Here is a 26,543-nt window from a genome sequence, read left to right as displayed (position 1 = left end):
GAACCCCAAGGATTTGACGCATGAGCAAGACCCTTTTCGGTACCGTCGACATCACCCTCGACGGTGAGACTTACACCCTCAAGCCTACGCTTGGCGCGGTGCGCACCATTGAGGCCCACTTCGGCGGGCTGCGCGGCGCATCTCAGGCGCTCAATGCCCTGAGCATCGACGGTTGTGCGGTGATCATCGCCGGCGGTGCCGGGCTGACCGGCAAAGCAGCCGAGGCCGTTGCTGAGCAGGTTTGGCAGGCTGGCGTCATTGACGTCAGTATTCAGCTCAATGCCTACCTGGCAGCGCTGTACAACCCCAAGGGCCCCGACGCGGGAAAGGAAAAGCCGGCGGCGGCGTAAGTGCTGTCGAGAACGGCAGCTACGTCGACCGGCTCTACGCGGTGGCCACCGGCTGGCTGGGCTGGGCGCCCGAATTGGCCTGGACCACACCGATGCCCGAACTGTTCCTGGCCATGGACGCCAAGATCGAGTGGGCCCAGATGACCAACCCGTTCGGTGGAGGGAAGACCAAGCCCAAGCCTGATAAGCCATCGCCTTCAGCCGTTGCTGACAAGCTTCGGCAGGCGCTCACAGGCAGGCACGCGGCATAGCATTTTGATAGTCTTCACCAATTAAAGGCGAGGGATTGACGAATGCAAAAGCTGATATTGGTGCTTCCTATTTTTTTGCTGTTGGCGGGGTGCGGACAGTCGGAGGCGGATAAGGCAAGACAAAAGGCTGAATTGACCGAGATACGATATCAGCGCGTAGCCAGGGAGTTTGTGTCCGGAGTCTTGAAGGATCCAGACAGCGCTGAGTTTCGTAATCAGCGGGGATTTTGCGGCGAGGTTAACTCGAAAAATTCATTCGGTGGATATGTCGGCTTCAGGAGATTCATTGCGGCGACCAAGGAGATGGTGGTTTTTGCGGGGGACGATCGGATGACCTCAAGTGACTTTGAGCAAGCTTGGTCCAAGCACTGCCGTTAAATTTTTTAAATTTACCACCCGCTACGGCGGGTTTTTTTATGTCTGGAGAAAAGCATGGCTGACACCGACGTACAGGGGATGCTGATCCGCATTGAGGCCACTACGGCGCAGTTGCGTCAGGAACTCGCTCGGGCAGACTCCAGTGTCGGGGATGCGTCAAATCGGATAGACAGAAATCTGAGGCGTGTAGATAACGCCTTTGATCGTGCTGGCAATAGCGCGCAGAGTGCTTCTGGTTTGATCAAAAGCGCTTTGGCGGCAGCGGTTGGAGCTGCCTCGCTCGGTAAAATCATCGAAACTGCCGATGCGTACAGCCAGATGTCAGACCGCATCGGCATGGCCACCGGAAGTGTTGGCGAATACAACCTGGTGCAGGATCGGCTGCTGGAAACAGCGAAGCGCACCTACCGACCTCTGGCAGAGGCGCAAGAGCTCTACATCCGTACTTCCAGCAGCTTGAAGTCCATGGGCTACAACACCAGCCAGGCGCTGGACGTGATGGATAGCTTCAGCTTTCTGCTGGTGACGAACTCGGCCTCGGCAGATAAAGCCAGTTCAGCCATCGATGCTTATTCCAAGGCGCTTCAGACAGGCAAGGTTGAGGCTGATGGGTGGCAGGCGATACTCGGCGCAATGCCGAGTATTGTTGAAACCCTTGGCGCTTCCACTGGGCGCAGCGCTGAAGAGATTAGTATCCTTGGCGCCCAAGGCAAGCTCAGCCTGGACTTGTTGACCGAGGGCCTGCAGAAGTCAGCTCAGGCGAATGGTGAGCTTGCTGACGGCATGGGTATTGCTGTCCGCGACGCTATGCAGAATCTCTCAAATGCCTTCACCGTCTACATCGGGCACCTCAATGAGGCGACTGACTTTACAGGGCTTCTTGGGAAAGGTATCGCGGCGGTTGGTGACAACTTTGAGATTCTTGCTGATATCGCGATCGTCGCGGCTATCGCTTCGTTAACCAAGTACGCCGCCTCTGCAGCAAACTCTGCCGCTGTAGCGACTTACTCTGCTTATCGGGATGTAGCGGCGCGAAAAGCTCAGGCGGAAGCCGTACTTCTCGCATCACAAGCTGAGCTTCGAAAGGCTCAAACGTCGGTAGTCCTGGCTCAACGTGAAGCGATAGCCGCGAGAGGCACGGCAGTACAAACTGAAATGTCGCTGCAACTTGCCCAAGCTCGTATGGTTGAAGCAAGAGCAACTGCCGCAGTTACAGCGGCTCAGGCTGGGTTAACCAGGGCATCGGCAGGGATGCTCGGCATTCTCGGGGGCCCTCTCGGTGTTGCAGCGCTGGTGCTTGGTGCCGCAGCGGCGTTCCTTGTCCTTCGCGATAACACAGGGACTCTGGAAAAGAAGCTTGGTGATTTAGCCGATCCTATCGACAAAATCGTAGAACGCTTCGAAAAGCTGAACAGGGCAACGCAGTCCGTGACGCTGCGCGAGCTTGAAGCAAATATCGGTGACATGCAGACAAAGCTCGGGCAGATGTCAGGGGCTATCGCCGACAAGTTTGAGAATGACCTTCGAGGGATGGGGGCTGGCGGCGCAGAAGGCCTTATGGCCGGATTGACGTCGTTGCCGGCTGACGCGCAGAAGGCTTTGGAGTTGGTGCGCCAAGCGTCCAAGGACCAGGCGGAAGGGGTTGAAGTCGACTGGAAGTCGGTTGCTGATCAGCTCCGTCTCATCCCGGGTGTTACTGAAGCTATGGCTGTTGCCATAGAAAAGAATCAGGAGAAGGTCACCGATCTTAGTGCGGCCTTGCAAGAGCAACGGGCAGTACTTGCGAAGCTCACGGGCGCAGTAGACGACAATACTCGCGCAGAGACAGAGAACGCTGCAGCAAAGGCCGGCGCCGCTCAGGCAGGTCAGAAGTATCTTGATCAGCTGTTGAAGCAGCTTGCGACTGCTCAGGACAAAACCAGTCTCGAAGCTGCAAACCGTTTCATTAGAGAAAACACACTTCTAACGGATGGCATGGTTGTCGCCATTCGCTCAGCTGCTGCGGCGAAGGATGCCCAGAAAGCCGCTGACGATGCGGCAACGAAGGCCAAGCAGAAGAACAACAGCGTTACCGAGTCGGCAGCGAAGAAGCAGGTCAAGGACTTCGCCACCGCCGAGGAGGGCTACAAGCGCCAGATCGACCTGATCAACACCACCGGCAACAAGCAGAATGATGCCACTGAGGTGATGAAGCTTTCCTTTGAACTCCAGGAGGGCAAACTCGGCAAGTTGAGTGACGCGCAGAAGAAAAAGCTCCAGGGCATGGCCGCCGAACTTGACGCTCTGAACAAGCTGAAGAAGGCCAACGAAGACGACCTGAAGCTGACGGCGTTCAAGAACGCCCAGGCGCTGACGACTCAAACCACAAAAGATGGATTTGACCAAGAGCTGGCTGGCGTCGGGATGGGGGATAAAGCCCGGGATCGCATGCGGGCTGACATGGCTCTGCGCCAGAAGTACGCCACTGACGTAGCCGCCCTCAACGAGCAGCGTAACACTGGACAGATCACGCCCGAGCTCTACGCCAACGAAACCAAGGTTTTGCAGGACGAGCTGAACAAGCGGCTACTGTCGCAGCAAAACTTTTACGCTGCTACCGATGAGCAGCAAACCAACTGGATGAATGGCGTCAACGAGGCGTGGGCGAACTATGCCGATGCCGCTCGTGACTATTCAGCCCAGGCCGCAGACTTCACCAACACAGCGTTGGAAAGTGCTACTGGAGGGCTCGCCACTTTCTTCTCCGACGTTGCAACTGGAGCTGAAAGCGCGGGCGATGCTCTGGTAGATATGGCCACCAACTTCGCAAAGTCGATCATCAATGCCCTCGCCCAGATGGCGGCTCAGTGGTTGGTCTACCAGGCGGTGCAACTGCTGGTGGGGAAAACCACTCAAGTTGGTGCGGCCTCTACGATGAGCGCCAATGCTCAGGCGATGTCTCTGCAGGCTGGACTTGCTGCGTACGCATCGACCGCTGCGATACCTATCGTTGGCCCGCTGGCAGCACCCGCCGCGATGGCGACAGCACTATCGGTAACTGGTCCATTGGCATCAGCCGTCGGCATGACCGCCATGGCCGGCGCTGTTGGCGGGTTTCAGGAAGGCGGTTATACCGGCAACCTTGGTGTTAGCCAGGTGGCGGGTGTTGTCCACGGCAAGGAATACGTTTTCGACGCAAAGGCAACGGCACGTATTGGTGTTGGAACTCTTGAGGCAATGAGCAACGGACGCCCGGCTTTTGTAAACCAGGGTTCGGGTGGTTCTGGTTCTGGTTTCGAGCCTGATTCGTTGCCGGTGTCTGCGCCTTTGGCACCCGTAGTTAACGTGATCGAGGATTCCAGCAAAGCCGGGCAGAGCCAGTCTCGTCAGGTAGATGGGCGCTGGGTGATCGATCAATTCGTTGCCAACATTCGCGACAACGGCAAGGGCGCAAAAGCCATTCAAGACATGCTGGGGATGGGGAGGGCAGCCCGATGAAGAAATATCCTACTGAGCTGCCGCTTCCAGTCGCTGATGGCTATGGCTTCAAGCCTGTGAGCCCGTTCATTCGAACCAAAATGAATACAGGTAGATCTCGTCAACGGCGAGCTTATGCGTCGGTCCCAACGGAACTGACTGCTGATTTCATTTTTGAAGATGATCTTGAGGCGCAACTGTTCGAGTCATGGTTTGAGGATGTCCTTGTATCCGGGTCTGAGTGGTTCGAGTGCGATCTGAAATCCCCGCAGGGAATCAGGCCGTACAAGGTCCGTTTCACCGATATGTATGAAGGACCAAACCTGGACGGCGGTTACTGGAGGTTCCGGGCGCCGCTTGAGTTGTGGGAGCGCCCGATCCTCACCGGCGGCTGGGCGATCTACGCGCCGGAGTACATCACCGGCATGAACATCATCGACCTTGCGGTCAATAAGGACTGGCCACAATGACAAGCTTTGTACTGAACCGGCTCTACTCTAGTGGTGGGCCGGAGATTCTGCACGGAACCCTGGAGGTGACCGACGGGGTAGCCCGCCACTTTCTAACCAACGGTTTCGAGGATCTGCTGGTTGGCCTGGAGACGGGCGGCACTGCGACCTTCCTGGCTTGTGGCATTTCCATCGCTCTCCCGAAACGGGGTAGTGACGGAAAACAGGACCTGAAGTTTGCCCTGTGCAACATCGACGGGAGTGTCTCCGGCTTCCTACGGGCCGCCTTGAAAGACCGCAGGGAGATAAACCTGGTGTACAGGGAGTACATCAGCACTGACCTGGCCTACCCGTCGAAGATCCTTCGCTACAAAGTCAAGAGCGGGTCTGTCACAGCGACCGAAGCGCAGATCGTGGCCGGCTACTTCAACCTGCTGGAAACCCTCTGGCTTCGATTCAACTACACCGGCGAATTCGCCCCGGGCATGCGGTACCAATAATGATCGATCACGACAAATACCCATCGGGCAAGTACCGCGAGGGCGGGAGAGTGTGGCCGTTTGTTGACTGCTACGGCCTGGTGCTGGAGGTCCGGCGTGATCTTGGGTTACCGGACTGGCCGGAGTGGGCTTTTATCCGCGCCGGCGACGGCTCCATGGTCGAGGTGGCTGGCAAGTGGTTCCCGACGCTAACGCCGTGCGAGCCGGAAGAGGGTGCCTTGATTGCCCTGTACGAAGGCAGCGAGATGCGCCACGTCGGCGTGGTCGTTCGCGTCGATGCCTCCCTTGAGGCAATGGAAATCACCGAGAAGCACAACGTCATCTGCCTGCCTTTGCACAGGCTCAAGCGCCGCTTCGTGCGAGTGGAGTACTACAAGTGATCGAGATCTACCCATCCCGTATTGGCGTTAAAAAAGGCGACTGCGTTCCGGTGGAGGCTCACCAAGTAAAAAAGCCGATTACCCTGGCAGCCTGGCTTTACGCCAACGTCGAAGATTTCGATATCGACGCGGTTCATCCAATCTGTATTGAGGTGGATGATGCGATTGTTCCTGTGGATCAGTGGCAGTCGCGGGTAGTTGGCTCAGAGACTGCCGTGAAGATATTCCCGGAGGCGAGAGCGGCGGCTGCCGCCGTCGCGGCCTGGGTCGCTGTGGCGCTGGCAGCTGTTTCCATCATCATGGTCATGAGCATGCCGAAGGCCAAGGCTGCGAAACAGCAGCAGGGCGATGACCTTGATCTGGCCACGGCCACTGGCAACCATGCGAAGCTGAATTCGCCGATTCGCGAGATATTGGGAAAGGCCAAGGTGTATCCAGACCTTTTGGTTCCGCCGGTATCGAGGTTCGTGAACAAACGCCTGATGCGAACCAGCCTGTGTCTGTGCGTAGGCCGTGGCCGGCATCTTCTTCCGTCCAGCACGCTCAAGATCGGTGACACCCCGGTAGCTGCGTTCGGTTCTGACGTGACCTTCAATATCTACGAGCCGGGCGCATCACTCGCAAATGATCCCCGTGCTCAGAACTGGTACCCGGTAGGCGAGGTTGGCGGGACCAACGCCGGTACAGCCGGCCTGGACCTGGGCAGTACGGCTCCCTCGGAATCTACAGCGCTGGCTGACTCCATACTGATCAGCGGCACAACGATCTCTCTGCTGGGCAACAGCCCGCGCTTCCCGGACAACTGGGCCGCCGGCACCGTGCTCACCCTGGTCACGCCTGACACCTTCACGGTTTCCTCTGCTGGCGGGTATAGCAGGATCGCCGGCGCGCTCACGGACCTTTCGCCGTTCGTTGGCATGAAGGTGACGCTGCGCAGTGATACCGATCTGGATCTGATGGTGGCGAGCGTAGCGCCCTACGTTCCGCCGGTGCCTGGTGTAGGTGGATCGCCTTCTTCTGTATCGGCCAGCGCCTCACCATCCACCTACGACTTCAGTGCGAGCGCTGTGGTCTGGACTGTGACCTTCCAGGGCGTCACCAAAACCGTCTCGCTGAATGCGAATTACGGAAGTATGAGCGCCCTGGTGTCGATCATAACGTCGCAGCTCTCGGGCATCGGCCTGGTGGCTCAAGACAACTCCGGCCGTTTGCGCTTGATTGAGCCGCTGAGCCCCTACAAGGGCGGCACTATTTCGCAGACCAGCGCGCCTGTGCCGATCTTTGGTTCCGGCCCGACGTACGTGGTGGGTACCGCCTCGACTGGCGGCTCTGCTGAGCAGCAGGCATCCATCACCTTGCAGTTCGACAACGGTACGCCTTTCACTGGGATGGCCGTTGGGCAGCAGCGCTTGGCTTTGGGGTACCGCGGCTTCCGCTACAGCGTTGTCTCGATTGACGGGCTTAGCGCCTCGATTCGCCGAATCAATGACCTCGGTGCTATTGATACAAACTGGGGTGGATTCAATGCTCGAACCCTGCTGGACTTTTCATTTACCGGGCCTGGGGGCACCGTCAACTGGATCGGACCACTCATGGGATGCCCTGAGAACGAACTGGCAACCATGGCCGAGTACGACGTCTTCTTCAACAACGGCCTGTGCTACTACAGCAAGCAGGGGAACATCAAAGTTTCCTCGAAGTCGGTTGAGGTTCGCTGGCGGGATGCGGCCATTGGCGGGGCCTGGACGACGATTACCCACACCTACGTAGAGGCAACGCCAGACCAGATCGGTTTCACCCACCAGCTGGTTTTCCCGTACCCGCTGCGTCCAGAGTTCCAGATGCGCCGGGTTGAGCCGCTTATGGGGGGCCAGGCTCGGGAGTCCATTCAATGGCTTGGCCTGCGCACGCTCTTGCCGTGGCCATCGTCTTACCATGGCGTGACCGTTATTACCATGGATGTGCGCGGCGGCGATCGCCTCAGCGCTCAGTCGGAGCGCCAGGTTAACTGCGTTCCAACCCGGATCTACGACAGCGCTCCGATGCGCTCAATCAAAGGCGCAGCCCTGCACGTCTGCCAGAGCCTGGGCATTGATGAGTCATTGATCGACATGGATGCGCTCAACACGGTTGACCAGGATTACTGGACGCCCCGCGGCGAGCTGTACGACATGTCCCATGAAAAGGCAGTGCCGGCCCGGGAAATGCTGCAGGGGATCTTCACGGCCGGCATGTCCCATTTGTCGAACGGCAACGGGCTGCTTAGCGTGAAGCGAGAGGGCATCCAACCCCCGCGGGGAGTCATCACGCCGCATGAGATGGCCAGCGAATTGACGGCAAGCTTCACCGCACCCAGCCCGGACGACTTCGACGGCGTCGATGTCGAATACGTGGACCAGTACACCAATCGCAAGGAAACGGTGCCGTGCCGATTGCCTGGAAGCCTTGGACTCAAGGTGGACAAGATCCAGCTGGATGGAGTTTCCGATCGCGACTACGCCTGGCGAATTGGCATGCGGCAACTGCGCAAGTACCAGTTCTCCCGCTGGGCTTACTCCGTGGATACGGAGTTGGACGCACTGGTGTTCGAGGACATTGATCGAATCACGCTGGCCGACGACATCCCCAACACCACCAGCAGCGCACTGATCATGGAAGTGGAGCAGGTGGGGGACAGGTACGTGCTCACGCTGAGCGAAGAGATGGACTGGACGATGGTTGCGCCCCGGGCGGTGATTCGCCGCCACGACGGAACGGTCACCAGCTTGTTCGAACCGCAGGAGGCGGGCTTCCACCAGGTGCTGGTGCCGCTCAGCGCGATCGACTTCGACATCATCACCGACCTCAGCATTGAGCCGGCCCGCTTCCTGTTTGGACCAAGCGAGCAGGTTGGGTACCCGGCGATGATCACAGAGATAGCCCCGAACCAGGACGGAACCTGCGCGGTTACTGCGAGCGAGTATTCACCCGTGTTCTACGCAGATGACGACAACTACGCGCCTGCAGCGGCGTAGCAAATAACCTTCCAAGGCCCGCCGCTGAGCGGGTTTTTTTTGCCTCGGGGAAAACCATGGCCTATGAAACCGGAAATCCTGTGGAGCCCAACGGCTCTACGGACCCTCGCGACCTACGTGACAATGCGCAGATTATCGACAAGATCGTGAACAGTTCCGACCTGACTGTGCTGGGCAGGCTCGGGAAGGTTCTGAAGACGATGGCGGGGATGTATGTCGAGTTCACTCAGTTCCTGCTGCGCTCTGGGCTGGAGTCGGTGTATCTGGCCTACGGCCCTGGCGTCGTGGTCGAGCGTGCAACTCAGCTGGTTCAGCGCAACGGTGAGCTTTACCGCGCTATCAACCAGGCGGACTTGCCTCTCACCCTCACAGGTAACTGGACTACGGACGCACCGAAGTTGTTCGCTGCCGGCGATGCCGGGCTGCGGGCAAACCTGAGCAGCCCAACCGGGACAAGCTACGTTACCCGGGGCGCGCAGACGCTTGAGCAAAGCCTTGCGCAGAATGATGTTGTCGTTGCTCAGGCCAAGACCGATATCGCTGTAGTTTCGAAGCGTACCGAGACGGGCGTCAACGGCGATCGCCTCTTGCGAACCCGCATCCGCGCGGCGATGGGGGATGACACCTCGATCGTATTCCTGGGCGACTCCAACTTCCACGGGGCCGCGTCGCTGGATGCCTACCGCAATAGCGCGGTCAATCTCCTGAAGCGAATGATCAACCAGGACTTCGGGCTCACCAGCTACGGGTTCACCCCGCTGATGTCGATGGGCTCGGGCACGCCGAATGCGACTCAGGATCTACATGAAATCGCCTGGACCCGAACTGACGGAGCGGCTCACACCTGGACCGCGCGCGAGGGGGCGGCGGGCTCCTACGTCATGCAGGGACTGTCATGGGTATCGGTCCAGGCCGGCAATATCCTCAGCAGCACGATCCCAACGTTCCAGCGCAAAGCATTTATCTGGTGGATCGGCAACCCTGGTGGCGGCACCTTTGATGTAAAAATCAACGGCACGACCGTCGTCACCGTGAATACCAACTCTGCCACCGTCACGCTGCTAAACGTTCAGGTGGTTGATATTGTTGATAATGGAAAAGGCTCGTGCAAAATCGAGTGTGTCACTACGAGCGCTGGAAAAGTCGAACTGTGCGGCTTCAGCTACAACGCCTACGTCAATGCCCTGACAGTGAACAATTTCTCCAACTCGGGCCGCCGGCTCCGCTGGCTGGATGAACTGGCGATCAACAGCATGCTGATGCGCTGTGCGTGCTTGGTGATGGGGCTAGGGCTGAATGACTACGGTGACAACAAAACCGACCCGGCGTACTTCGCTGCGTTCAAGCAGCGGATTGACTGGCTGATCCTGTACGCAAACTTCTATTCCGTGCCCGTGGTGGTGTGCGACCACGTCTGGCTGGGTGACGCCGATGACGTGACACGCAAGGAGCTCGCGCGCCTGGCAAAAGAGACTGGAGGCGTATACATCCCGTTCCCTGAGATGTTTCAGAAATCCGACGCGCCTACCACTGACGCATACCGTGTCAGCGAACTGAAGCTGTTCTCGGATGGCGCTCATTGGAATGTGGCCGGGCACAAGTTCGAAGCGGAGTCTGTAGCAAAGTGGCTGGGACTTTCCTGCTCTTCCAAAAAAGTCGCACTGGACAATTACGACTGGTGGTACCCGATCGCCTTCGGCTCAACTGGAGTGACGAATACGGGCACGAACTCCGACACAGTCACAGCCGTAAGGAACTCCGGTCCGTCCAATGCCGAACTGCGTGTGTCTGTCTCAGGCATCTCTCTCAATACTCAGCGAGGCATGTGGACGGCTTGGCCAACCCGCGCCGGGATTATTCAGTCATACGCCATGACTCATCAGCTTCTCCCGAAAACAGACGGAACGTCGCGCGGTACCTTCGTCCTTGCTGCGGGCGGCGCTGCCACGGCGAACCCGAACGGTTCTAATGACATCGCCCAGCACACAATGTTTGTCAGTTTCCCCACGGCTGACCATGGAGCCTGACCAAGTATTTTTAGATTAATGGCTTTTTGATATGTACAATCTCCAAACGACTATTTGGGGGTTGTACATTTTGAAAATAACTAGGCGTTCGTTACTGAAGGCAGGATCTGCGCTTGCCATTTCGGCGAAGGCGTCTTCAATTTTAGCTGGTGATTTAAATGGAAAACCAACCCCTCTTGATCCTAAAGCTTCAAATCTAAGAATTTCTCAGCAAGCTAAATCCAGGCTGAGAAACTCTGATGCGCCCACAATCACATTTCTAGGCGATTCTAATAGCCACGGCGTAGGCGCTGTAGATATTTATCGTAATAGCTATGTCAATATCATAAAGCGGCTAATTAATTACGAACATGGTTCAGAGAACTATGGATTTGCTCCGCTGATGTCAACTGGAACCGGTGATTATTTTTCACAAGATATTCACGAGATATCATTTCTTGCTGAAGGTGGAAGAAAGAACTCATGGATATCATGCGAAGGAAGGTCAGGGTCGCATGTTCCTCAGGGTCTCTCATTTGTATCTTTTGAATCGGGGAATATAATTGCAACAACTGTTCCCACATTTCAGAGAAGGATAAAGATCTGGTACATTTCAAACAATGATTGTGGGTCATTTATTGTCAGGCTAAACGGCAATGCCGTAACCGTGGTGAACACTTATAGCCAAGACTTAAGTCCACTGTCTTCAGTCACAGTGGATCTTTATGATGGGCATTATGAGGCGGAGGGGTTGCCTTTTCCAGCGTTGACGCCAGGTCTATGCAGAGTGGAGTGTGTAACCAATTCAGAAAAAAAGGTTGAGATATGCGGATTTAGCTATGTCTCTAGTGAAAAGTCACTAACTGTAAATAACTTCTCAAATTCTGGCAGAAGACTTTGCTGGATCGATGATTTAGCAATAAAGAAAATCATTGAAAATACAGATGTTTTAGTCATGGCTCTTTCATACAACGATGCTTTTGACAACTCAAACGACGAATCATATTTTTCTGAATATAAAAGCAAGATTGATTCTATAATAAAGTACGCTAGGCAATTTCATGTTTCAGTTATCGTGGCAGATTTTATCTGGGATGAGGTGGCTAGCAATTTCACTCGAATAGAGTTGAGGCGTCTTGCTCAGGAATCGGATGGGATATACATTCCTTTCCCGGAGATATTTAGCCCTGATGGATTGACCCCGTCGTGGCGATACCGAATGAATGAAGTTAAGATGTTCTTTGAGCCAGCGCATTTAAATATTTATGGCCACGAATGTGTATCTGATGTTCTTGGGTCATACATGGGGCTTGGATCAACGTCCAAAGAGTTTGCGCTATCTAGCTGCGACTGGTGGTTCCCTCTCAAACTTCTCGGGACAGGGATACAGAACTCAGGGGCTGATTCGGATAGCGTTTCAGCTGTTCGCAGTATAGCCAAAGGACTGGGATCGCTGCGGCTAGGAATAACCGGGATAAACTCAAACATAAAGCGTGGCCTATGCCAACAGTGGCCATCAAGGTCAGGCATTTCAGGAGTCGCCACCACCACTCACCCTCTTGAGGCGCGTCTAGATGGAAGTGCACAGGGTCTTGTAGAGGTGTCATCATCCGGGCAAATAACCGCATGCCCAAACAACAACAATTCGAATAGCACGCATAATATACTTGCAGTATTCAAAACCAAATAACTCGTTTCTATAAAGAGCCCAGCCTTTGCGCTGGGCTTTTTTTCGCCTGGAGAAAAGCATGCCGATCACCGAGCAGCAGCTGCTGCATATCCTCCCGAACGCCGGCCGCCAAGCCGGCGTTTTTGTTCCTGTGCTGAACGTGGCCATGGCCAAGTACGGAATCGTCACACGACTGCGCATTGCGGCCTTCATCGCCCAAGTCGGGCACGAGTCGGGGCAGTTCCGCTGGCTGAGAGAGTTGTGGGGTCCCACACCGCAACAGGCAGGGTACGAAGGCCGCGCCGATCTGGGCAATAAGGTCAATGGCGATGGCTTCAGGTACCGTGGCCGTGGCCTGATCCAGGTCACCGGCCGGGCCAACTATGCTGCGTGCGGCGAGGCCCTGGGCCTGGACCTGATCAATCGCCCGGAACTGCTCGAGCAGCCGCAGTACGCGGCAATGTCGGCGGCGTGGTTCTGGTCCTCCCGTGGACTGAACACCCTGGCGGACCAGAGCGATTTCCTGAAGATCACCAAGCGCATCAACGGTGGCACCAACGGGCTGGCTGACCGCCAGGCGCTGTACGACAAGGCGCTGAAGGTGCTGGCATGACGCCGGTGCAGAAGCTGGTCGGCTTGGCAGTGCTGATCCTGGTGCTGATGGCGACCGCCGCCGGCGTGACTTGGCAGGTGCAGGACTGGCGGTATGACGGGAAGCTGGCAAAGCAGGCGGGCCAGTTCCAGACAGACCTTGACGCGATCGGGAATGCCGCGGCCGCTCAGGCCCGCGCAGAGCAAGACAAGCGCCTGGCCACCGAGCAGAAACTGGCCGCCGCCGACCAACAACACTCCAAGGAATTATCCGATGCCCAGCGCAACCAGGCTTTGCTGCGTGACCGCCTTGCTACTGCTGATGTCCGGCTGTCAGTCCTTCTCGACGCCACGGATTCAGCCAGTGGCTGCGACGTGCCTGCCACCGCCGGCACCGTCGGCGTGGTTCATGCAGGCCGTCGAGCCCAACTTGACCCAGCGCACGCGCAACGAATTATCGCCATCACCGACGACGGGGATAACGCCGTGATCGCGCTGCGGGCTTGCCAGGCGTACGTCAGGGCTGTGGCCCCCTGAGCACGCTCAACTCCAGCAGTAGCCGCTGATTCTCCCTGAACAGATGGTCGCGCTGCTCGGTAATAAGGTCGATAGGGCGAAAGCTCCCTGTCTCAGCAGTCTCTTGGTTCTTCCCGGATATGCCTTCTAAAGCGTCCTTCAGAGATCGCTCGGCCCGAGCTTTGGCAACAAGCAGCGCATCATTCATTTGCACCAGGCCAGCGATATTTGCCCTGGACTTGGACAGGTGGCGCTGTAGGTCGCTTATCTCGTCCTCGAGCATGGCCGCGTGATGCTTGTACATTTCCAGGGGCGTAGGGCATCCAAGCCACTCGCAGGTGTCTTCATCGACGTTCATGGGGTGTGTTTCCGAATGCTGTATGCGCATACAGTAATCGAGGTTTGAAGGTTGTGCGATTTGAGGCGACGAGCTGTAGGGGTTTTGGGTTGGTGTGCGGTCGGCAGGACGCCGGGAAGGGGGAGATACTGTAGGAATATACAACGCTAAGTTATTGATTCTTATAGGATGAAACGTGGACTTTGGCACCCTCCGAAATGGTGTATTTTTACATATGGATCAACAGGTTACTGATGTTCCGGGGTCACCTTGACATGGTGGGGGTCGTTGGTTCGAGTCCAATCGCGCCTACCAAACAAAATCCGCTCTGCTGGGCGGTCTAGAAGGGCTCACCGAAAGGTGGGCCCTTTTTTGTTGCCTATCGTTTGGGTATGCCTCTACAAAAAACCAGGCAACCCTTTCAGGTTCGGTTGGTATTCAAGAGGGCGTACATTTCAAAATCCCCGGGGCTGCCCCGCACCATACGGAATGACCTCAGCGTTCCCTCGTACTGAAACCCGCATTTTTTCAGGACGTTGGCCGAGCGAGGGTTCGTCACGAGAACGGTGCCTTGTACTCGCACAAAACCATATTCCAGGAATGCCCACTGAGTTATCGCAGCGCACACTGCGCTGGCAATGCCTTTGCCCCAGTAAGCAGGTGAGAGGTCATAGGCTATCTCCGCGCTTCGGTTCGTTTCGGAAATCGTGTGAAAACCGATTGTGCCGATGAGTTCGCGGTCTGCCCCTTGAGTGATAGCCAGACGCCTGTTTGAAGAAGGACGGGGCGAGTCCAGTTCGTCAAATAATGGCAAAAGGTCATTCTCGTTTTTCAAATCCCAGCTTGTGTGTTGAATGACTTCTCTTTGTGAAAGGTAGGCATACCACGCGGGAATATCTGATCGCTCCAGTTGTCGCAGGGAGATATCCAGATGGTCCACGGCAGGAGGTTTTTGAATTCGCATGTTGGCGCTGATCCTTAGCCTGGGCGCAAAGCAGTCAGGGTAACGCCGTTGCATGCCATTTATGAAGGCGTACCGCTTTGGCGCTGCCTGACTAAAATCACAGGCAAAGAAAAGCCCGCGATGGGGGCGCGGGCTTTAGGGTTTCACCAGGAGCAGGCAAACCATAGGTGTTCATCTGTGAAAGGAATGTGAAAGGGTTTCAGCGTCCAACGCTCTCGCTCGCCAGAGCCAGGTTACCCAGCACCTCACCAATCAGCCCAAGCTGCCAGTTGAAGTACGGATTGAACGTCAACCGCGCGTGCATCTTGCCCGGCTCGCGATAACCCCAGTCCGAATACCACACCTCTGACCCTTGCTCGCAGGCGCGGGTGGCGTCTTCCGTCTGGCCGTTCCAGCAAAACCGCAGGCTGCCCTGTTCGCCGTAGAGCGCGTTGTCGGGTGAGAACAGCAACCCCATGTGCGAGAACTGGCTGATCCGCAGTTCCGGCACGTAGTCGGTGCGCGCTTTCACCCGCTGTGTGTCCCAGGCGCTCTCCGGCAGTGTTCCGTACCAGGCCAAGCGGCTGTGGGGGTTACTGAAGCGCTGTTGGAAGGTCTCCAGCACATAGTTCGTATCGAGCACTGAGTCGTGGGCTGCGACGGCAATGAACACCGGCTTGTCGTAGGGACGACGCTCCAGGTCCTGGCGGGCCAGCCGGCTGCTGCGGTAGAACTGGGCGAAGCCATTGGTGGGGACGGTCATGTAGCGCACCAGGCTCTGTTGTGGCCGGCTTGCGTCTGGCGCCAGCAGCCACGGGCGTGCCCAACTGATCAGGGGTGTCAGCCAGTCGTAGGTCATGCTGGACTGGAAAGCGGGGGAGAACAGCAGCAGCCCGGCGACGTCGTCGTGTTTGTAGGCGTAGTCGAGAACCAGGTTGGCACCGGTGGAGAAGCCGCCGAGGTAAATCTCGCCCACTTCTGCGCGAAGTATCGCGGCCTGTTCGTCCACCACCCGGCGCCAGTCTTCCATACGTACTTGCAGCATGTCGGCCGGTTGTGTGCCGTGGCCGGGAAGCAGCACGGTCCTCACCAGGAAGCCGCGGGCAGCCAGTGCGCTGCCGATATCGTGGAACGACCACGGAGAGTCGCCCAGGCCGTGCACGAGAATGATCCCGCGTTTGGGGGTTCCCGCCGGGCGCCATTCCTGCGGCGCGTTCCAGTTGAGTTCGGCTTCCCTGTCGCTGCCCTGGAAGTCGCGATGCTCCCGCAGCCATTGCAAGGTATCGAGGCGATATGACTCGAACGATTTCTGGCCCAAAGGCATGGCCGATTCGGCGATGGCGCTATTGGCAAATAGAAGGGCAATGATCGCAAAGGCGGCGCTTCGCAGCATCGTGCGCATGGAAAAGGAGTGGGTGTTGTTCAAGGCGGGTTCCCGGCGTCGCGTAACCGTAAAGTCATGCACGATAATCACCGGGCTGCCGCTGCTGGTAGTGCAAAACCGTCGCAAGACATTTCGCCTGTAACGCTGGCCGGCGCAGGAAAAGGCGCCACCGCAGCGTGCATGCTCACTGCTGGGAAAGGATCGCCTGTACCAGCCCCGGAAACCGGCTGTCCATTACATCAGTGCGCAACGAGTTCATATGGGTCGTGCCAACACTGCGGGTGTGTACAAGCCCCGCATCCCTTAACACCCGGAAGTGATGGGAGACGCTGGATTTCGGCCGTCCGCCGTCCAGCTCGCCGCAGGTGGCCTCGGTGACGCCAGCCAGGCAGCGAACGATTTCAAGCCGAACAGGGTCACTTAACGCGTAGAGCACGCGTTCGAGAATCAGGTCTTCGGCATTGGGGTGTTTGAAGGCTCGCATGAAGCGAATGATAACAGGGCTATCGCTTAACACCATAGTTCGATTAACATCGAACAATCGAAAACTACCCCACCTTCGCTTCAGGAGACTTTTCATGGCTGCATTATTCGAACCCTACAAGCTGAAAGACGTGACGTTGCGCAACCGGATCGCTATCCCGCCGATGTGCCAGTACATGGCTGACGACGGCATGGTCAACGACTGGCACCACGTGCACCTCGCCAGTATGGCCCGTGGCGGCGCGGGTCTGGTGGTGGTCGAGGCGACCGCTGTAGCGCCTGAAGGGCGCATCACACCTGGCTGTGCGGGGATCTGGAGCGACGCGCATGCGCAAGCCTTCGTGCCCATGGTCAACGCCATCAAGGCCGCAGGTTCGGTTCCTGGCATCCAGATTGGTCACGCCGGTCGTAAGGCCAGTTCCAATCGTCCGTGGGAAGGGGATGACCATATCCCGGCTTCCGATGCCCGGTCCTGGCAGACCATTGCACCCTCGGCCATCCCTTTTGGCGCACACCTGCCGAATGTCCCTCGCGCCATGACCCTGGAAGACATCGCACGGGTTCGCCAGGACTTCGTCGATGCTGCTCGCCGTGCCCGTGACGCCGGTTTTGAATGGATCGAACTGCATTTCGCCCACGGTTACCTGGGCCAGAGCTTTTTCTCCGAGCATTCCAACCAACGCACCGATGCCTACGGTGGCAGCTTCGATAACCGCAGCCGTTTCCTGTTGGAAACCCTTGCCGCAGTGCGCGAGGTATGGCCAGAAAACCTGCCACTGACCGCACGTTTTGGGGTGATCGAATATGACGGTCGCGACGAGCAGACCCTGACGGAATCCATCGAGCTTGCCCGTCGTTTCAAGGCCGGTGGCTTGGACTTGCTGAGCGTCAGCGTCGGTTTCTCCACGCCCGATGCCAACATTCCGTGGGGCCCGGCATTTATGGGGCCGATCGCCGAGCGTGTGCGTCGCGAGGCCGGTTTGCCGGTGACTTCCGCCTGGGGCTTTGGTACGCCGCAACTGGCAGAAGGTGCGTTGCAGGCCGGGCAACTTGACCTGGTATCGGTAGGGCGCGCCCATTTGGCCGATCCACATTGGGCGTACTTTGCGGCCAAGGAACTGGGGGTCGATAAGTCTTCCTGGACCTTGCCCGCGCCTTACGCGCACTGGCTGGAACGTTATCGCTAAGTAGCACCAACAGACGGGCGGCCCCGAATTTGGGTGCCGCTCCTTTCAGAAACGACTCAGCCGATAGGGTTCCAGCGCCGGCAAGCCGTGGCTGCAGGACCCAGGCGACACCAGTTGGCCAATCAACTCCGCCGTCACCGCCGCCTGCGTCAGCCCCAGATGCTGATGCCCAAACGCAAGCAAGACCTTGCCATCGCACAGCTTGTCGATAATCGGCAGCGAGTCCGGCAGGGAAGGGCGAAACCCCATCCATGGCGTCGCGTCCTCAGCACTCAAATCACGACGAAACAAACCCTGGCTCAGCCGGTGTAACCGCCACGCGCGCTCCATGTTCGGCGGGCGATCGAGGCCTGCAAACTCGACGGTACCTGCCAGCCGCAATCCTCCATCCATGGGCGTCATGATGAACTTGCGCTCCAGTGACGTGACGGCGAACGGTAGCCGCCCATGCTCATTGGGCAGCATCAAGTGATAGCCGCGCTCTGTATCCAGCGGGATCTTTTTGCCGGTCAGTTCGGCGGTCAATTTGGCCGAATGCGCACCGCAGGCGATCAACACCTGACGCGCCGCGACCACGCCTTGGTCAGTCCTCAGCGAAACACCATGCTCGCCCAACTGCCCACCCAAAACCGGTTGCTTGAGAAATTGCACACCACAGGCCTTGGCCGCTTCCACCAGTTCGCAAACCACCCGGTAAGGATCGAGAAAATGCCCGGTGCGGGGAAAGAACAACCCGCCCTGAATTCCTTCGCTGAGTTGCGGCGCCACCTCCTGTACCGCACTGGCCTGCCAGTAATCCACCGGCACTGCTTGCTGGCGCATGCGTGCCTGCAAGGCGTCCATGGCCTGACGGGAGTCGGGGCGCTCGAAGATCAGCAATGAGCCGTCTTCGCGCATCAGTTCGGTACGGTCGATACTTTCCAGCAGACGGTGCCAGGCGCCCAAGCTGCTTTCATTCAGCGCGCGGATGCCGGCGACGGTACGCTGGAATGGCGCCGAACGCAGATTCAACAGCAGCCGGGTAAACCATGGCAGGGCGCGCGGCAGGTATTTCCAGTCCAGGCGTAGCGGGCCCATCGGGTCCATGAGCATGGCCGGCAAGCGGCTAAGGATCGACGCATCCGCGATGGGAAACACTTGCTCGGTCGCCAGGTGACCGGCGTTGCCGAACGAAGCCCCGTGGCCGGGTTGCTGTTGGTCGATGACCACCACTCGCCGCCCCTGGCGTGCCAGTTGCAATGCGCAGGCGACGCCGATGATCCCGGCCCCGACCACGGCGATGTCTGGAATGACGTTATCGGTCATGGCCTAGGCTTCTCTCTGACCGTCGAGCAGGCGCCGCAGCAGCAATGGATTGCCGTGTTGCAGCGCCGTCGGCAGCAAGCCATCCGGGAAGTCCTGGTAGCACACCGGCCGCAGGAATCGCAGGATCGCGGCCGTGCCCACCGAGGTGGTGCGCGAGTCTGACGTTGCCGGGAAAGGCCCGCCATGCACCATCGCATCACACACTTCCACGCCGGTCGGCCAGCCGTTGACGAGCAGGCGACCGGCCTTGCGTTCCAGGGTCGGCAGCAGCGCGTGGGCGGTTTGCAGATCGTCGTCATCCAGATGCAAGGTGGCGGTCAACTGGCCTTCCAGGTGTTCACTGACCTGGCGGACTTCATCGGCGTTGGCGCATTGCACGATCAAGGAGGCGGCGCCGAATATCTCGGCCTGTAAGCTGTGGTTGGCGAGAAAATCTTGTGCGTGGGTCACGAACAGGTGGGCCTGGCCCTGGTTCGGGCCTTGTGCCGCCAACCCTTTGCCCGCGACATGAGCATGCTTGGCCAGGGCGCTGACACCGTCGTCATAAGCCTTGAAGATTCCCGGTGTAAGCATGACCTGGGCAGCGCTGCGCTGAAGCAGATTGGCGGCGTTGTCGATGAAGTGGTCCAGCGCCTGCCCCGCAACGGCAATCACCAGTCCGGGATTGGTGCAGAACTGGCCGGCGCCTTGGGTCAGGGACGCGACAAACCCTTGCGCCAATGCTTCACTGCGCGCGCTCAACGCGGCGGGAAACAGGTAGACCGGATTGATCGAACTCATCTCCGCATACACCGGAATCGGCTCGGGACGTGCCTGGGCCGCCTGGCACAAGGCGATGCCACCGCTGCGCGAGCCGGTGAAACCCACGGCCTTGATGCGTGGATCGCACACCAGCGCGATCCCGACTTCGCGGCCCGAGCCGTACAACAGCGAAAACACACCGTCAGGCAGACCACATTGCTGAACGGCCTTGGCCACCGCGCGGCCCACCAGTTCGCTGGTGCCAGGATGCGCACCGTGTGCCTTCACGATCACCGGGCAACCGGCCGCCAGTGCCGAAGCGGTATCACCGCCGGCCACTGAGAATGCCAGGGGAAAATTACTCGCGCCGAACACCGCCACTGGTCCCAAAGGTACCTGGCGCTGACGCAGATCAGAGCGGGGCAGGGGCTGGCGATCCGGCTGAGCGGAATCAACCCGCACATCCAGCCATTCACCCGCGCGCACCGTGCGGGCGAAGGTGCGTAATTGGTGACAGGTGCGCCCGCGCTCGCCCTGGATGCGTGGGCGGGGCAGGCCGGTCTCGGCCATCGCCCGTTCAATCAGCTCATCGCCCAGGGCTTCGATTTCGTTGGCAATGCTTTCAAGGAATTCGGCGCGAGCCGCCAACGGCGTTTCGCGGTAGCTATCGAAGGCGCTCCATGCCAACGCACAGGCTTGTTCGACATGCTCGGCGGTGCCGCCGGCGTAGGCGGGTTCCAGCGCAATATCGGTGGCCGGATTGATCGCCCGGATTGCCTCGCGGCTGCCTGGAATGGAGTGCTGACCAATCAGCATGGTGCCCGTCAGAGTCATGGCGTAGTCCTGAGAAAGTAAAGAGGGGCAGACAAAGAGAATCTCTGTAGGAGCTGTCGAGCCAGAGCGAGGCTGCGATGCAGGCGCTGCGGTCTGGCAGGTACACCGCGTTGATCCCATCGCAGCCTCGCCGGGGCTCGACAGCTCCCACATTTATCTTTGCTGCCTTGAATAGTGTTAGGCGACGTTCTGCTCGGCCGACCAGTTGGCGTACCACTGGCGGAACAGCGCGTACTGGTTCTCGGCATACCGACGTTGGGCATCGCTGAGGGCATCGGTCTCGTTGAAGTGCAGGGTGTATTCCTGGTCGCCGTTGAGCACCATCAGATGTTTATAGAACAGCACCAGGTCGCAGCCTTCGTCGAAGGACGACAACACCGCCAGCGCCGATTCCAACTCCCGTGCCTGGCGGCGCGCGGTGGCGTCACCCTTGGCGGCTTTCTTGCTCAGGGCCACCAGTTGCAAAACTTCCCGTGGCAGCGCGTTGCCGATGCCGGTGATCGCGCCAGTGGCGTTGCAGTTGACGAAACCGTGGACCACCTGGGTGTCCACGCCGACCATCAAGGTCACGGCATCATCTTTGGAGGTGATGTGTTCGGCCGCGTAACGCAGGTCTGCCGCGCCGCCGAATTCCTTGAAGCCGATCAGGTTCGGGTACTCGCGACGCAGCTCAAAGAACAGATCGGCGCGGGTGGCGAAGCCGTAGTAAGGGCTGTTGTAGATCACCGCCGGCAGGTTCGGCGCCGCCTTGAGGATGGCCGCAAAGTGATCCTTCTGCGCCGTCGCCGAGGCGCCACGGGACAGCACACGCGGGATGACCATCAAGCCATGGGCGCCGACTTTCGCCGCATGCGCCGCGTGGGCCACCGCTTCACGGCTGTTGACCGCGCCGGTACCGACGATGGTCGGTACCCCGGCAGCCACCAGACGCGCCACGCCTTCCTGACGCTCGGCTTCCGTGAGCAACGGCCAGTCGCCCATGGAGCCGCAGTACACCACCGCGCTCATGCCGATATCGATCAGTTCGCGGCCCTTGGCGACCAGTGCGTCAAAGTCCGGTTTGCGCTCGGCAGTGCACGGGGTCATCAGGGCGGGGATGCAGCCGGTGAAGATGTTGGTGTTCATGGTTTCAGCTCCAGTTTGATTGAAGGGGCGGGGGCGGTTCAGATGCCCCACGCGAAGGGATCCTGTTCGTCGATCAGCAAGGTGCTGTCGGCGGTCATGTAGGCGCGGCCGGTGATGGAAGGGCGCACACGTTCGCCTTCCCATTCGTAGCTGCCTTCGAATTGGCTGCCGGTGATGCTGGCCTGCACCCACGGCTCACCGGCGGCGAGTTTGCCGTCGGCCGCCAGGCACGCCAGCTTGGCGCTGGTGCCGGTGCCGCAGGGCGAGCGGTCGTAGGCTTTGCCCGGGCACATGACGAAGTTGCGGCTGTCGGCCTGGTCGTCGTCGGCGAACAGTTCGATATGGTCGATCAGGGCGCCGTCTTCACCGTGGATGCCCTGGGCCTCAAGGGCTTTGAGCATCGCCCAGGTGTAATCGGTCAGGGCTTCGACGTTGTCCATTTGCAGCGCTTGCCCGTGCTCGGAAACCAGGAAGAACCAGTTGCCGCCCCAGGCAATATCGCCGTAGACCCGACCATGTCCAGGCACTTCCACCGGTACCTGTTGGCGATAGCGATAGGCAGGCACATTGCGCAACGTCACCGCACCGTCGGCATGCAACGTGGCGCTGACCGGGCCCACCGGCGTGTCGATCTTGTGCACGCCCGGTGCGATCTGCCCCAAGTGATGCAGCGAGGCAACCAGGCCGATGGTGCCGTGGCCGCACATGCCGAGGTAGCCGGCGTTGTTGAAGAAAATCACGCCGCAGGTGGCATCGGCCGAGACCGGCGCGCAATACAGCGCGCCCACCAGTACATCGTTGCCACGGGGCTCCAGCAGGCACGCCCTGCGCCATTGGTCATGCTGGGTGCGCAGGTTGTCGAGCTTGTCGACCATGCTCTCGCCGGCAAGCTCGGGGAAACCTGTCATCACCAGGCGCGTGGGTTCGCCGCCGGTGTGGGAATCGATGATGTGAACTCGTTTCATAACACTATCCATTCAGGGGTGGGCTGATGTTCAGGAAGCCAACTGCACGCGGCCGATGTCGGGCTCAGGCACTTCACTTTCGTCATCTTCGGTTTCCAGGCGAACCAGATGCGCCGGCACGCCGGTGGCCACGCCCCAGTAATAAATCCCCAGTGCACAAGCGGCGACGACCACGGTGTCGAACGGATGGCTGAGGATGCCCAGGCCACCAAAGCTGCCGAGCTTCGACAGGATGATGGTCACGCCGTAGAAGCCGATCAGCCACGCAGAGGAGCGAACCTGGCGGCCGAGGCTGAGGTGCAGGGTCGGCACAAAACGGCCGCACAGCAGGTACACCACGAACATCAGGATTTGCAGGCCGAGAAGCCACGACACAGTGCTCCAGCCCGACCAGTAGACGATCAGCGCGGCGATGATGAACGACAGTGGGCCGAGCACACCCATCCACTTGACCCGGAACGGGCGCGGCAGGTCAGGCGCATTGCGGCGCAGTGCGGCCACGGACACCGGCGCCACGGCGTAGCTCAACACCAGTGCGGCGGACACTACGTTGATCAGCGCTTCCCACGACGGGAAGGGCAGGGTCCAGAACACCGACAAGCCAAAGGTCAGCCACAGCGCCGGGCGCGGGATGCCGGACTTTTCATCGATGCGCGTGAAGATCTTGAAGAAGGTCCCGGTTTGCGCCCAGCCGTAGATCACCCGCGGCGTGGCGTTCATGTAGATGTTGCCGCAACCGCTGGGGGAGATCACCGCGTCGGCCACCACCAGGTAAGCCAGCCAGCCCACACCCAGGGCGAGGGCGATATCGCGGTACGGCAGGGCCAGTTCCTTGGCGACGCCGGCCCAGCCGTTCGCGAGCATTTCGGTGGGAATGCCGCCGAGGAATGCGGTCTGCAACAACACGTAGATTGCGGTAGAGAGCAGCACCGACAGGATCAGCGCAATCGGAATGGTGCGTTGCGGGTTTTTCACTTCGCTGGCCACCGAGATGATCGGCGTCAGGCCCAGGTACGCGAAAATCACCCCGCCGGCGGACACGGCCATTTCAATGCCCGACAGCCCGAACGGCGCGAAGCCCTGGGCGTGGAAATTTTCCGGTTTGAAGAAGGTGAACAGCACGCCGATCACCAGCAACGGCACGATGAACTTGAACACGCTGACCAGGTTATTGGCCATGGCGAAGGTCTTCACGCTGCGGTAGTTGAGGGCGAAAAACAGCGAGAGCAGCGCAAACTGCACGAACCAGCCGAGGATCGTCGGGTTGCTGGAACCCGCCTGCGTCAGCTCGGGAAACCAGGCTGCGGCGTATTGGCGCGAGGCGACCACTTCAATCGCCACCAGGCTTGAAAACGCGATCAGCGTGATAAAGCCCATCAGGTAGCCCAGCAGTGGGCCGTGGGAGTAAACCGGGTAGCGCACCACGCCACCGGCGCGGGGTAATGCCGCTCCCAGTTCGCAGTACACAATGCCCAGCAGCAGCACGGAAAACCCGCCCAGCAACCAGGAAAAAATCCCCGCCGGCCCGGCAATGGCTGAGACGTGACTGGCCGCGAACAACCAGCCCGAACCGAAGATCGCTCCCAGTCCGATAAAGGTGAGGTCGATCAATGAAAGCTGTTTCTTGAACTTGCCTTGGGCTGACATGGCGGCGCCTTCTTGTGGGTTATTGGATAGGCATGCAGTGGCCATACAGTGAACCCATCAATGGCGCCGCGATTGATGTTTTGCGCAGGCTGATATGACGAAATCAGCACAGTTTCGAGCGCTCGACATGGCGGCGCCCATGGGGCAATCTGCTCGCCAGGCACCGCCCGCCGGGCGCCTGGCCTGTCCGCTGAAAGCAGGAGAAAGCGTCATGATGCAGAGCGCGTTCGCGACCCTTTGCCAAGGGAGCGAGGCCAACCGCCCGCACACCATCGAAGAATTACTGGCCAGCGTAGGGCTGTTGTTGCCGATGCTGGACGTGATTCCGAATGCCGCGATTTTTATCAAGGACGTGCAGGCGCGCTACGTATTGGCCAACCGCACCTTGGTGCAACGGTGCGGGTTGAAGCACTTGCAACCGCTGCTGGGGAAAACCAGCGCCGAGGTCTTTCCCGCGCAGTTGGGGCCTGGCTATACCGAACAGGATCGACGGGTGCTGGAGCAGGGATTTGTCCTGGAGGACCAGCTGGAATTGCACCTCTACGGCACCCGCGAGCCGGGCTGGTGCCTGACCCACAAATGGCCGCTGTACAGCCGTGACGGTGCGATCATCGGCCTGGCGGGCATCTCGGTCGACCTGCAAACCGCCAGCGAAACCCACCCGGCCTATCAACGGCTGGCGGCGGTGGACGAGCACATCCGGGCGCATTTCAATCGGCGTGTCACCCTGGGTGAATTGACGCGGATTGCCGGGATTTCAGTGGCGCAACTGGAGCGCTACTGCAAGCGCGTGTTCCACCTCACGCCGCGCCAGATGATCCAGAAGGTGCGCCTTGAGCATGCGCACCGGCTGCTGCATACCGAGCTGCCGATCACTGAGGTGGCGTTGCAGTGTGGGTATACCGACCACAGCGCATTTACCCGGCAGTTCAAGGCGTTGACCGGGTTTACGCCGCGCCAGTATCGTCAGGCGACCAGTGTGCGGTGATGTCTAATTGATATTGTCTGGGTACAATCGCCCATGGCCAACGTCGGCCGGGCTGTTTTACAGGGAGGTTTGTCTTTGAAAAAGATCTTATTGGCGCTGTGCTGCAGCTTGAGTGCCGGTTGTGTAGGTTTCTATCAACAACCTGCCGCCACTGCGCCCCACGCAACGCTCGAAGCCATCCAGGGGCCTAACACCCTGTTGAACGGCGGCGTCCAAATGTATTGGGCCTATTACGATCCGGGTTGCAACGATACGGCAGAAACCGGCGTGCTCGGCACTCGCAAAGGCGAGGTCAGCGAGCGGTTTTTACTGATCCCCGATCGACGGATCTACGTAAATGTCATGAGCAGCGGTGGCGCCAACAAAGAGGGCGCCAACGCTCTTCGCAGTTGCGCAAACCTGGTCAGTTTTATCCCTGCCGTTGGCGCGACTTATCAAGTTATCCAGTCCGTGCCGGTGAGTGGCTGTGTGGCGGATATCACCGACAAAACTACCGGGCGCTCGCCTGATTCGTTCAGAAGAGAAGCGGTCGTGGGTGGGTGTTCGCCTTGACTAGATGAGCTGCGTGCCCGTCTTCAAACGTGGGCGTCTTCAAACTATCAGGAGTTCAGCGAGATGGAATCAGGGATAGAGTTATCTTTCGACATTACCGAGCAAGAGCGCCAGGCCATCCTTCAGCCGCTCCGGGCATACAACATCAGCCAATGCGGCGAGAACCCGTTCGAAACCTTTGGGCTGTTACTGCGTGATCCCGCCAGCCAGGAAGTGGTGGGCGGCCTCTACGGGAAAATTTCCTATGGCTGGATGTTCGTTGAGCTGTTGAGCGTGCCTGAGTCAATGCGCACTCAAGGCATGGGCTCGCGGCTGATGCACGCGGCTGAGGAGCTGGCACGGGAGAAAGGGTGTGCGGGGATCTGGCTGGATACCTTCAGCTTTCAGGCACCCGGGTTCTATCGGAAACTGGGTTTCAGCGAGTTCGGGCATATTGCCGAGTACCCGCCAGGGCACAAACGCCACTTTTTCGAGAAGCGTCTGGGTTGAGGG

At 58.9% G+C, this 26,543-nt stretch carries 25 protein-coding genes; 16 read left to right on the top strand and 9 right to left on the bottom strand.

Annotated features, from left to right (window positions below):
• Positions 1–20: 20 nt before the first annotated feature.
• The 12 genes from AU074_RS10420 to AU074_RS10370 all read left to right on the top strand — a co-directional run bounded on the left by AU074_RS10420 (position 21) and on the right by AU074_RS10370 (position 13,581).
• Positions 21–350: a hypothetical protein gene (locus AU074_RS10420; RefSeq protein ID WP_076014650.1), complete on the top strand. Its 330-nt coding sequence runs from the start codon at positions 21–23 to the stop codon at positions 348–350.
• A 92-nt stretch (positions 351–442) separates the two neighbouring features.
• Positions 443–601: a hypothetical protein gene (locus tag AU074_RS10415; RefSeq protein ID WP_371916622.1), complete on the top strand. Its 159-nt coding sequence runs from the start codon at positions 443–445 to the stop codon at positions 599–601.
• A 42-nt stretch (positions 602–643) separates the two neighbouring features.
• The gene (locus AU074_RS10410; RefSeq protein ID WP_076014648.1) at positions 644–979 is read left to right on the top strand and encodes a hypothetical protein; all 336 of its coding nucleotides are present in this window, start codon (positions 644–646) and stop codon (positions 977–979) included.
• 54 nt (positions 980–1,033) lie between these two features.
• Positions 1,034–4,456, top strand: coding sequence for a phage tail tape measure protein (locus tag AU074_RS10405; RefSeq protein WP_076014647.1), 3,423 nt, complete (start codon positions 1,034–1,036; stop codon positions 4,454–4,456).
• On the top strand, positions 4,453–4,905 hold the full coding sequence (locus tag AU074_RS10400; protein WP_076014646.1) for a hypothetical protein: 453 nt from the start codon (positions 4,453–4,455) through the stop codon (positions 4,903–4,905). The genes AU074_RS10405 and AU074_RS10400 overlap by 4 nt, the downstream gene beginning before the upstream one ends.
• Positions 4,902–5,384 (top strand): DUF1833 family protein, encoded by a 483-nt coding sequence (locus AU074_RS10395; protein WP_076014645.1) that lies wholly within the window; start codon positions 4,902–4,904, stop codon positions 5,382–5,384. Before AU074_RS10400 ends, AU074_RS10395 begins: the two co-directional genes overlap by 4 nt.
• Entirely contained in the window at positions 5,384–5,764 is a 381-nt protein-coding gene (locus AU074_RS10390) for a nitrite transporter (RefSeq protein WP_076014644.1), read from the top strand. Before AU074_RS10395 ends, AU074_RS10390 begins: the two co-directional genes overlap by 1 nt.
• Entirely contained in the window at positions 5,761–8,778 is a 3,018-nt protein-coding gene (locus AU074_RS10385; RefSeq protein ID WP_076014643.1) for a host specificity factor TipJ family phage tail protein, read from the top strand. Before AU074_RS10390 ends, AU074_RS10385 begins: the two co-directional genes overlap by 4 nt.
• A gap of 56 nt (positions 8,779–8,834) precedes the next feature.
• Complete coding sequence (locus tag AU074_RS10380) at positions 8,835–10,805, top strand: SGNH/GDSL hydrolase family protein (RefSeq protein ID WP_143503572.1); 1,971 nt, start codon at positions 8,835–8,837, stop codon at positions 10,803–10,805.
• Positions 10,806–10,836: 31 nt separating this feature from the next.
• Positions 10,837–12,474, top strand: a complete 1,638-nt coding sequence (locus tag AU074_RS33185) for an SGNH/GDSL hydrolase family protein (RefSeq protein ID WP_143503571.1) — start codon at positions 10,837–10,839, stop codon at positions 12,472–12,474.
• Between the two features lie 58 nt (positions 12,475–12,532).
• Positions 12,533–13,066: a glycoside hydrolase family 19 protein gene (locus AU074_RS10375; protein ID WP_076014713.1), complete on the top strand. Its 534-nt coding sequence runs from the start codon at positions 12,533–12,535 to the stop codon at positions 13,064–13,066.
• Positions 13,063–13,581, top strand: a complete 519-nt coding sequence (locus AU074_RS10370) for a lysis system i-spanin subunit Rz (RefSeq protein ID WP_076014641.1) — start codon at positions 13,063–13,065, stop codon at positions 13,579–13,581. Before AU074_RS10375 ends, AU074_RS10370 begins: the two co-directional genes overlap by 4 nt.
• Here the strand turns inward: AU074_RS10370 and AU074_RS10365 are convergent.
• The 4 genes from AU074_RS10365 to AU074_RS10350 form a co-directional block, all read right to left on the bottom strand.
• The gene (locus AU074_RS10365; protein WP_076014640.1) at positions 13,562–13,918 is read right to left on the bottom strand and encodes a hypothetical protein; all 357 of its coding nucleotides are present in this window, start codon (positions 13,916–13,918) and stop codon (positions 13,562–13,564) included. The two genes, AU074_RS10370 and AU074_RS10365, sit on opposite strands and share 20 nt — an antisense overlap.
• A gap of 400 nt (positions 13,919–14,318) precedes the next feature.
• A complete protein-coding gene (locus AU074_RS10360) occupies positions 14,319–14,861 on the bottom strand; it encodes a GNAT family N-acetyltransferase (RefSeq protein ID WP_076014639.1) in 543 nt (180 codons plus the stop codon).
• A gap of 199 nt (positions 14,862–15,060) precedes the next feature.
• Positions 15,061–16,233, bottom strand: a complete 1,173-nt coding sequence (locus AU074_RS10355) for a carboxylesterase (RefSeq protein ID WP_076014638.1) — start codon at positions 16,231–16,233, stop codon at positions 15,061–15,063.
• Positions 16,234–16,408: 175 nt separating this feature from the next.
• Positions 16,409–16,744, bottom strand: a complete 336-nt coding sequence (locus AU074_RS10350) for a helix-turn-helix transcriptional regulator (RefSeq protein ID WP_010175700.1) — start codon at positions 16,742–16,744, stop codon at positions 16,409–16,411.
• A gap of 58 nt (positions 16,745–16,802) precedes the next feature.
• Between AU074_RS10350 and AU074_RS10345 the strand changes: the two genes are divergently transcribed.
• Complete coding sequence (locus AU074_RS10345; protein ID WP_076014637.1) at positions 16,803–17,894, top strand: NADH:flavin oxidoreductase/NADH oxidase; 1,092 nt, start codon at positions 16,803–16,805, stop codon at positions 17,892–17,894.
• Positions 17,895–17,939: 45 nt separating this feature from the next.
• On the opposite strand, the gene AU074_RS10340 is transcribed toward AU074_RS10345, so the two are convergent.
• The 5 genes from AU074_RS10340 to AU074_RS10320 form a co-directional block, all read right to left on the bottom strand.
• Positions 17,940–19,199 (bottom strand): FAD-binding oxidoreductase, encoded by a 1,260-nt coding sequence (locus AU074_RS10340; RefSeq protein ID WP_076014636.1) that lies wholly within the window; start codon positions 19,197–19,199, stop codon positions 17,940–17,942.
• A gap of 3 nt (positions 19,200–19,202) precedes the next feature.
• Positions 19,203–20,774: an aldehyde dehydrogenase (NADP(+)) gene (locus tag AU074_RS10335; protein ID WP_076014635.1), complete on the bottom strand. Its 1,572-nt coding sequence runs from the start codon at positions 20,772–20,774 to the stop codon at positions 19,203–19,205.
• A 177-nt stretch (positions 20,775–20,951) separates the two neighbouring features.
• Positions 20,952–21,899, bottom strand: coding sequence for a dihydrodipicolinate synthase family protein (locus tag AU074_RS10330; protein WP_076014634.1), 948 nt, complete (start codon positions 21,897–21,899; stop codon positions 20,952–20,954).
• Between the two features lie 38 nt (positions 21,900–21,937).
• Positions 21,938–22,864, bottom strand: a complete 927-nt coding sequence (locus AU074_RS10325) for a 4-hydroxyproline epimerase (RefSeq protein WP_076014633.1) — start codon at positions 22,862–22,864, stop codon at positions 21,938–21,940.
• A gap of 30 nt (positions 22,865–22,894) precedes the next feature.
• Entirely contained in the window at positions 22,895–24,511 is a 1,617-nt protein-coding gene (locus AU074_RS10320) for an APC family permease (protein ID WP_076014632.1), read from the bottom strand.
• A 211-nt stretch (positions 24,512–24,722) separates the two neighbouring features.
• Between AU074_RS10320 and AU074_RS10315 the strand changes: the two genes are divergently transcribed.
• The 3 genes from AU074_RS10315 to AU074_RS10305 all read left to right on the top strand — a co-directional run bounded on the left by AU074_RS10315 (position 24,723) and on the right by AU074_RS10305 (position 26,540).
• A complete protein-coding gene (locus AU074_RS10315) occupies positions 24,723–25,499 on the top strand; it encodes an AraC family transcriptional regulator (protein ID WP_173860371.1) in 777 nt (258 codons plus the stop codon).
• A 33-nt stretch (positions 25,500–25,532) separates the two neighbouring features.
• Entirely contained in the window at positions 25,533–26,051 is a 519-nt protein-coding gene (locus AU074_RS10310; RefSeq protein ID WP_256576871.1) for a hypothetical protein, read from the top strand.
• Positions 26,052–26,114: 63 nt separating this feature from the next.
• Entirely contained in the window at positions 26,115–26,540 is a 426-nt protein-coding gene (locus AU074_RS10305; RefSeq protein WP_076014631.1) for a GNAT family N-acetyltransferase, read from the top strand.
• The last annotated feature ends 3 nt before the right edge of the window (positions 26,541–26,543 follow it).

It is taken from the genome of Pseudomonas sp. ATCC PTA-122608 (assembly GCF_001952855.1).
In the GTDB taxonomy this organism is placed as follows: domain Bacteria; phylum Pseudomonadota; class Gammaproteobacteria; order Pseudomonadales; family Pseudomonadaceae; genus Aquipseudomonas.
This window is presented reverse-complemented; position numbering and strand designations above follow the sequence as displayed.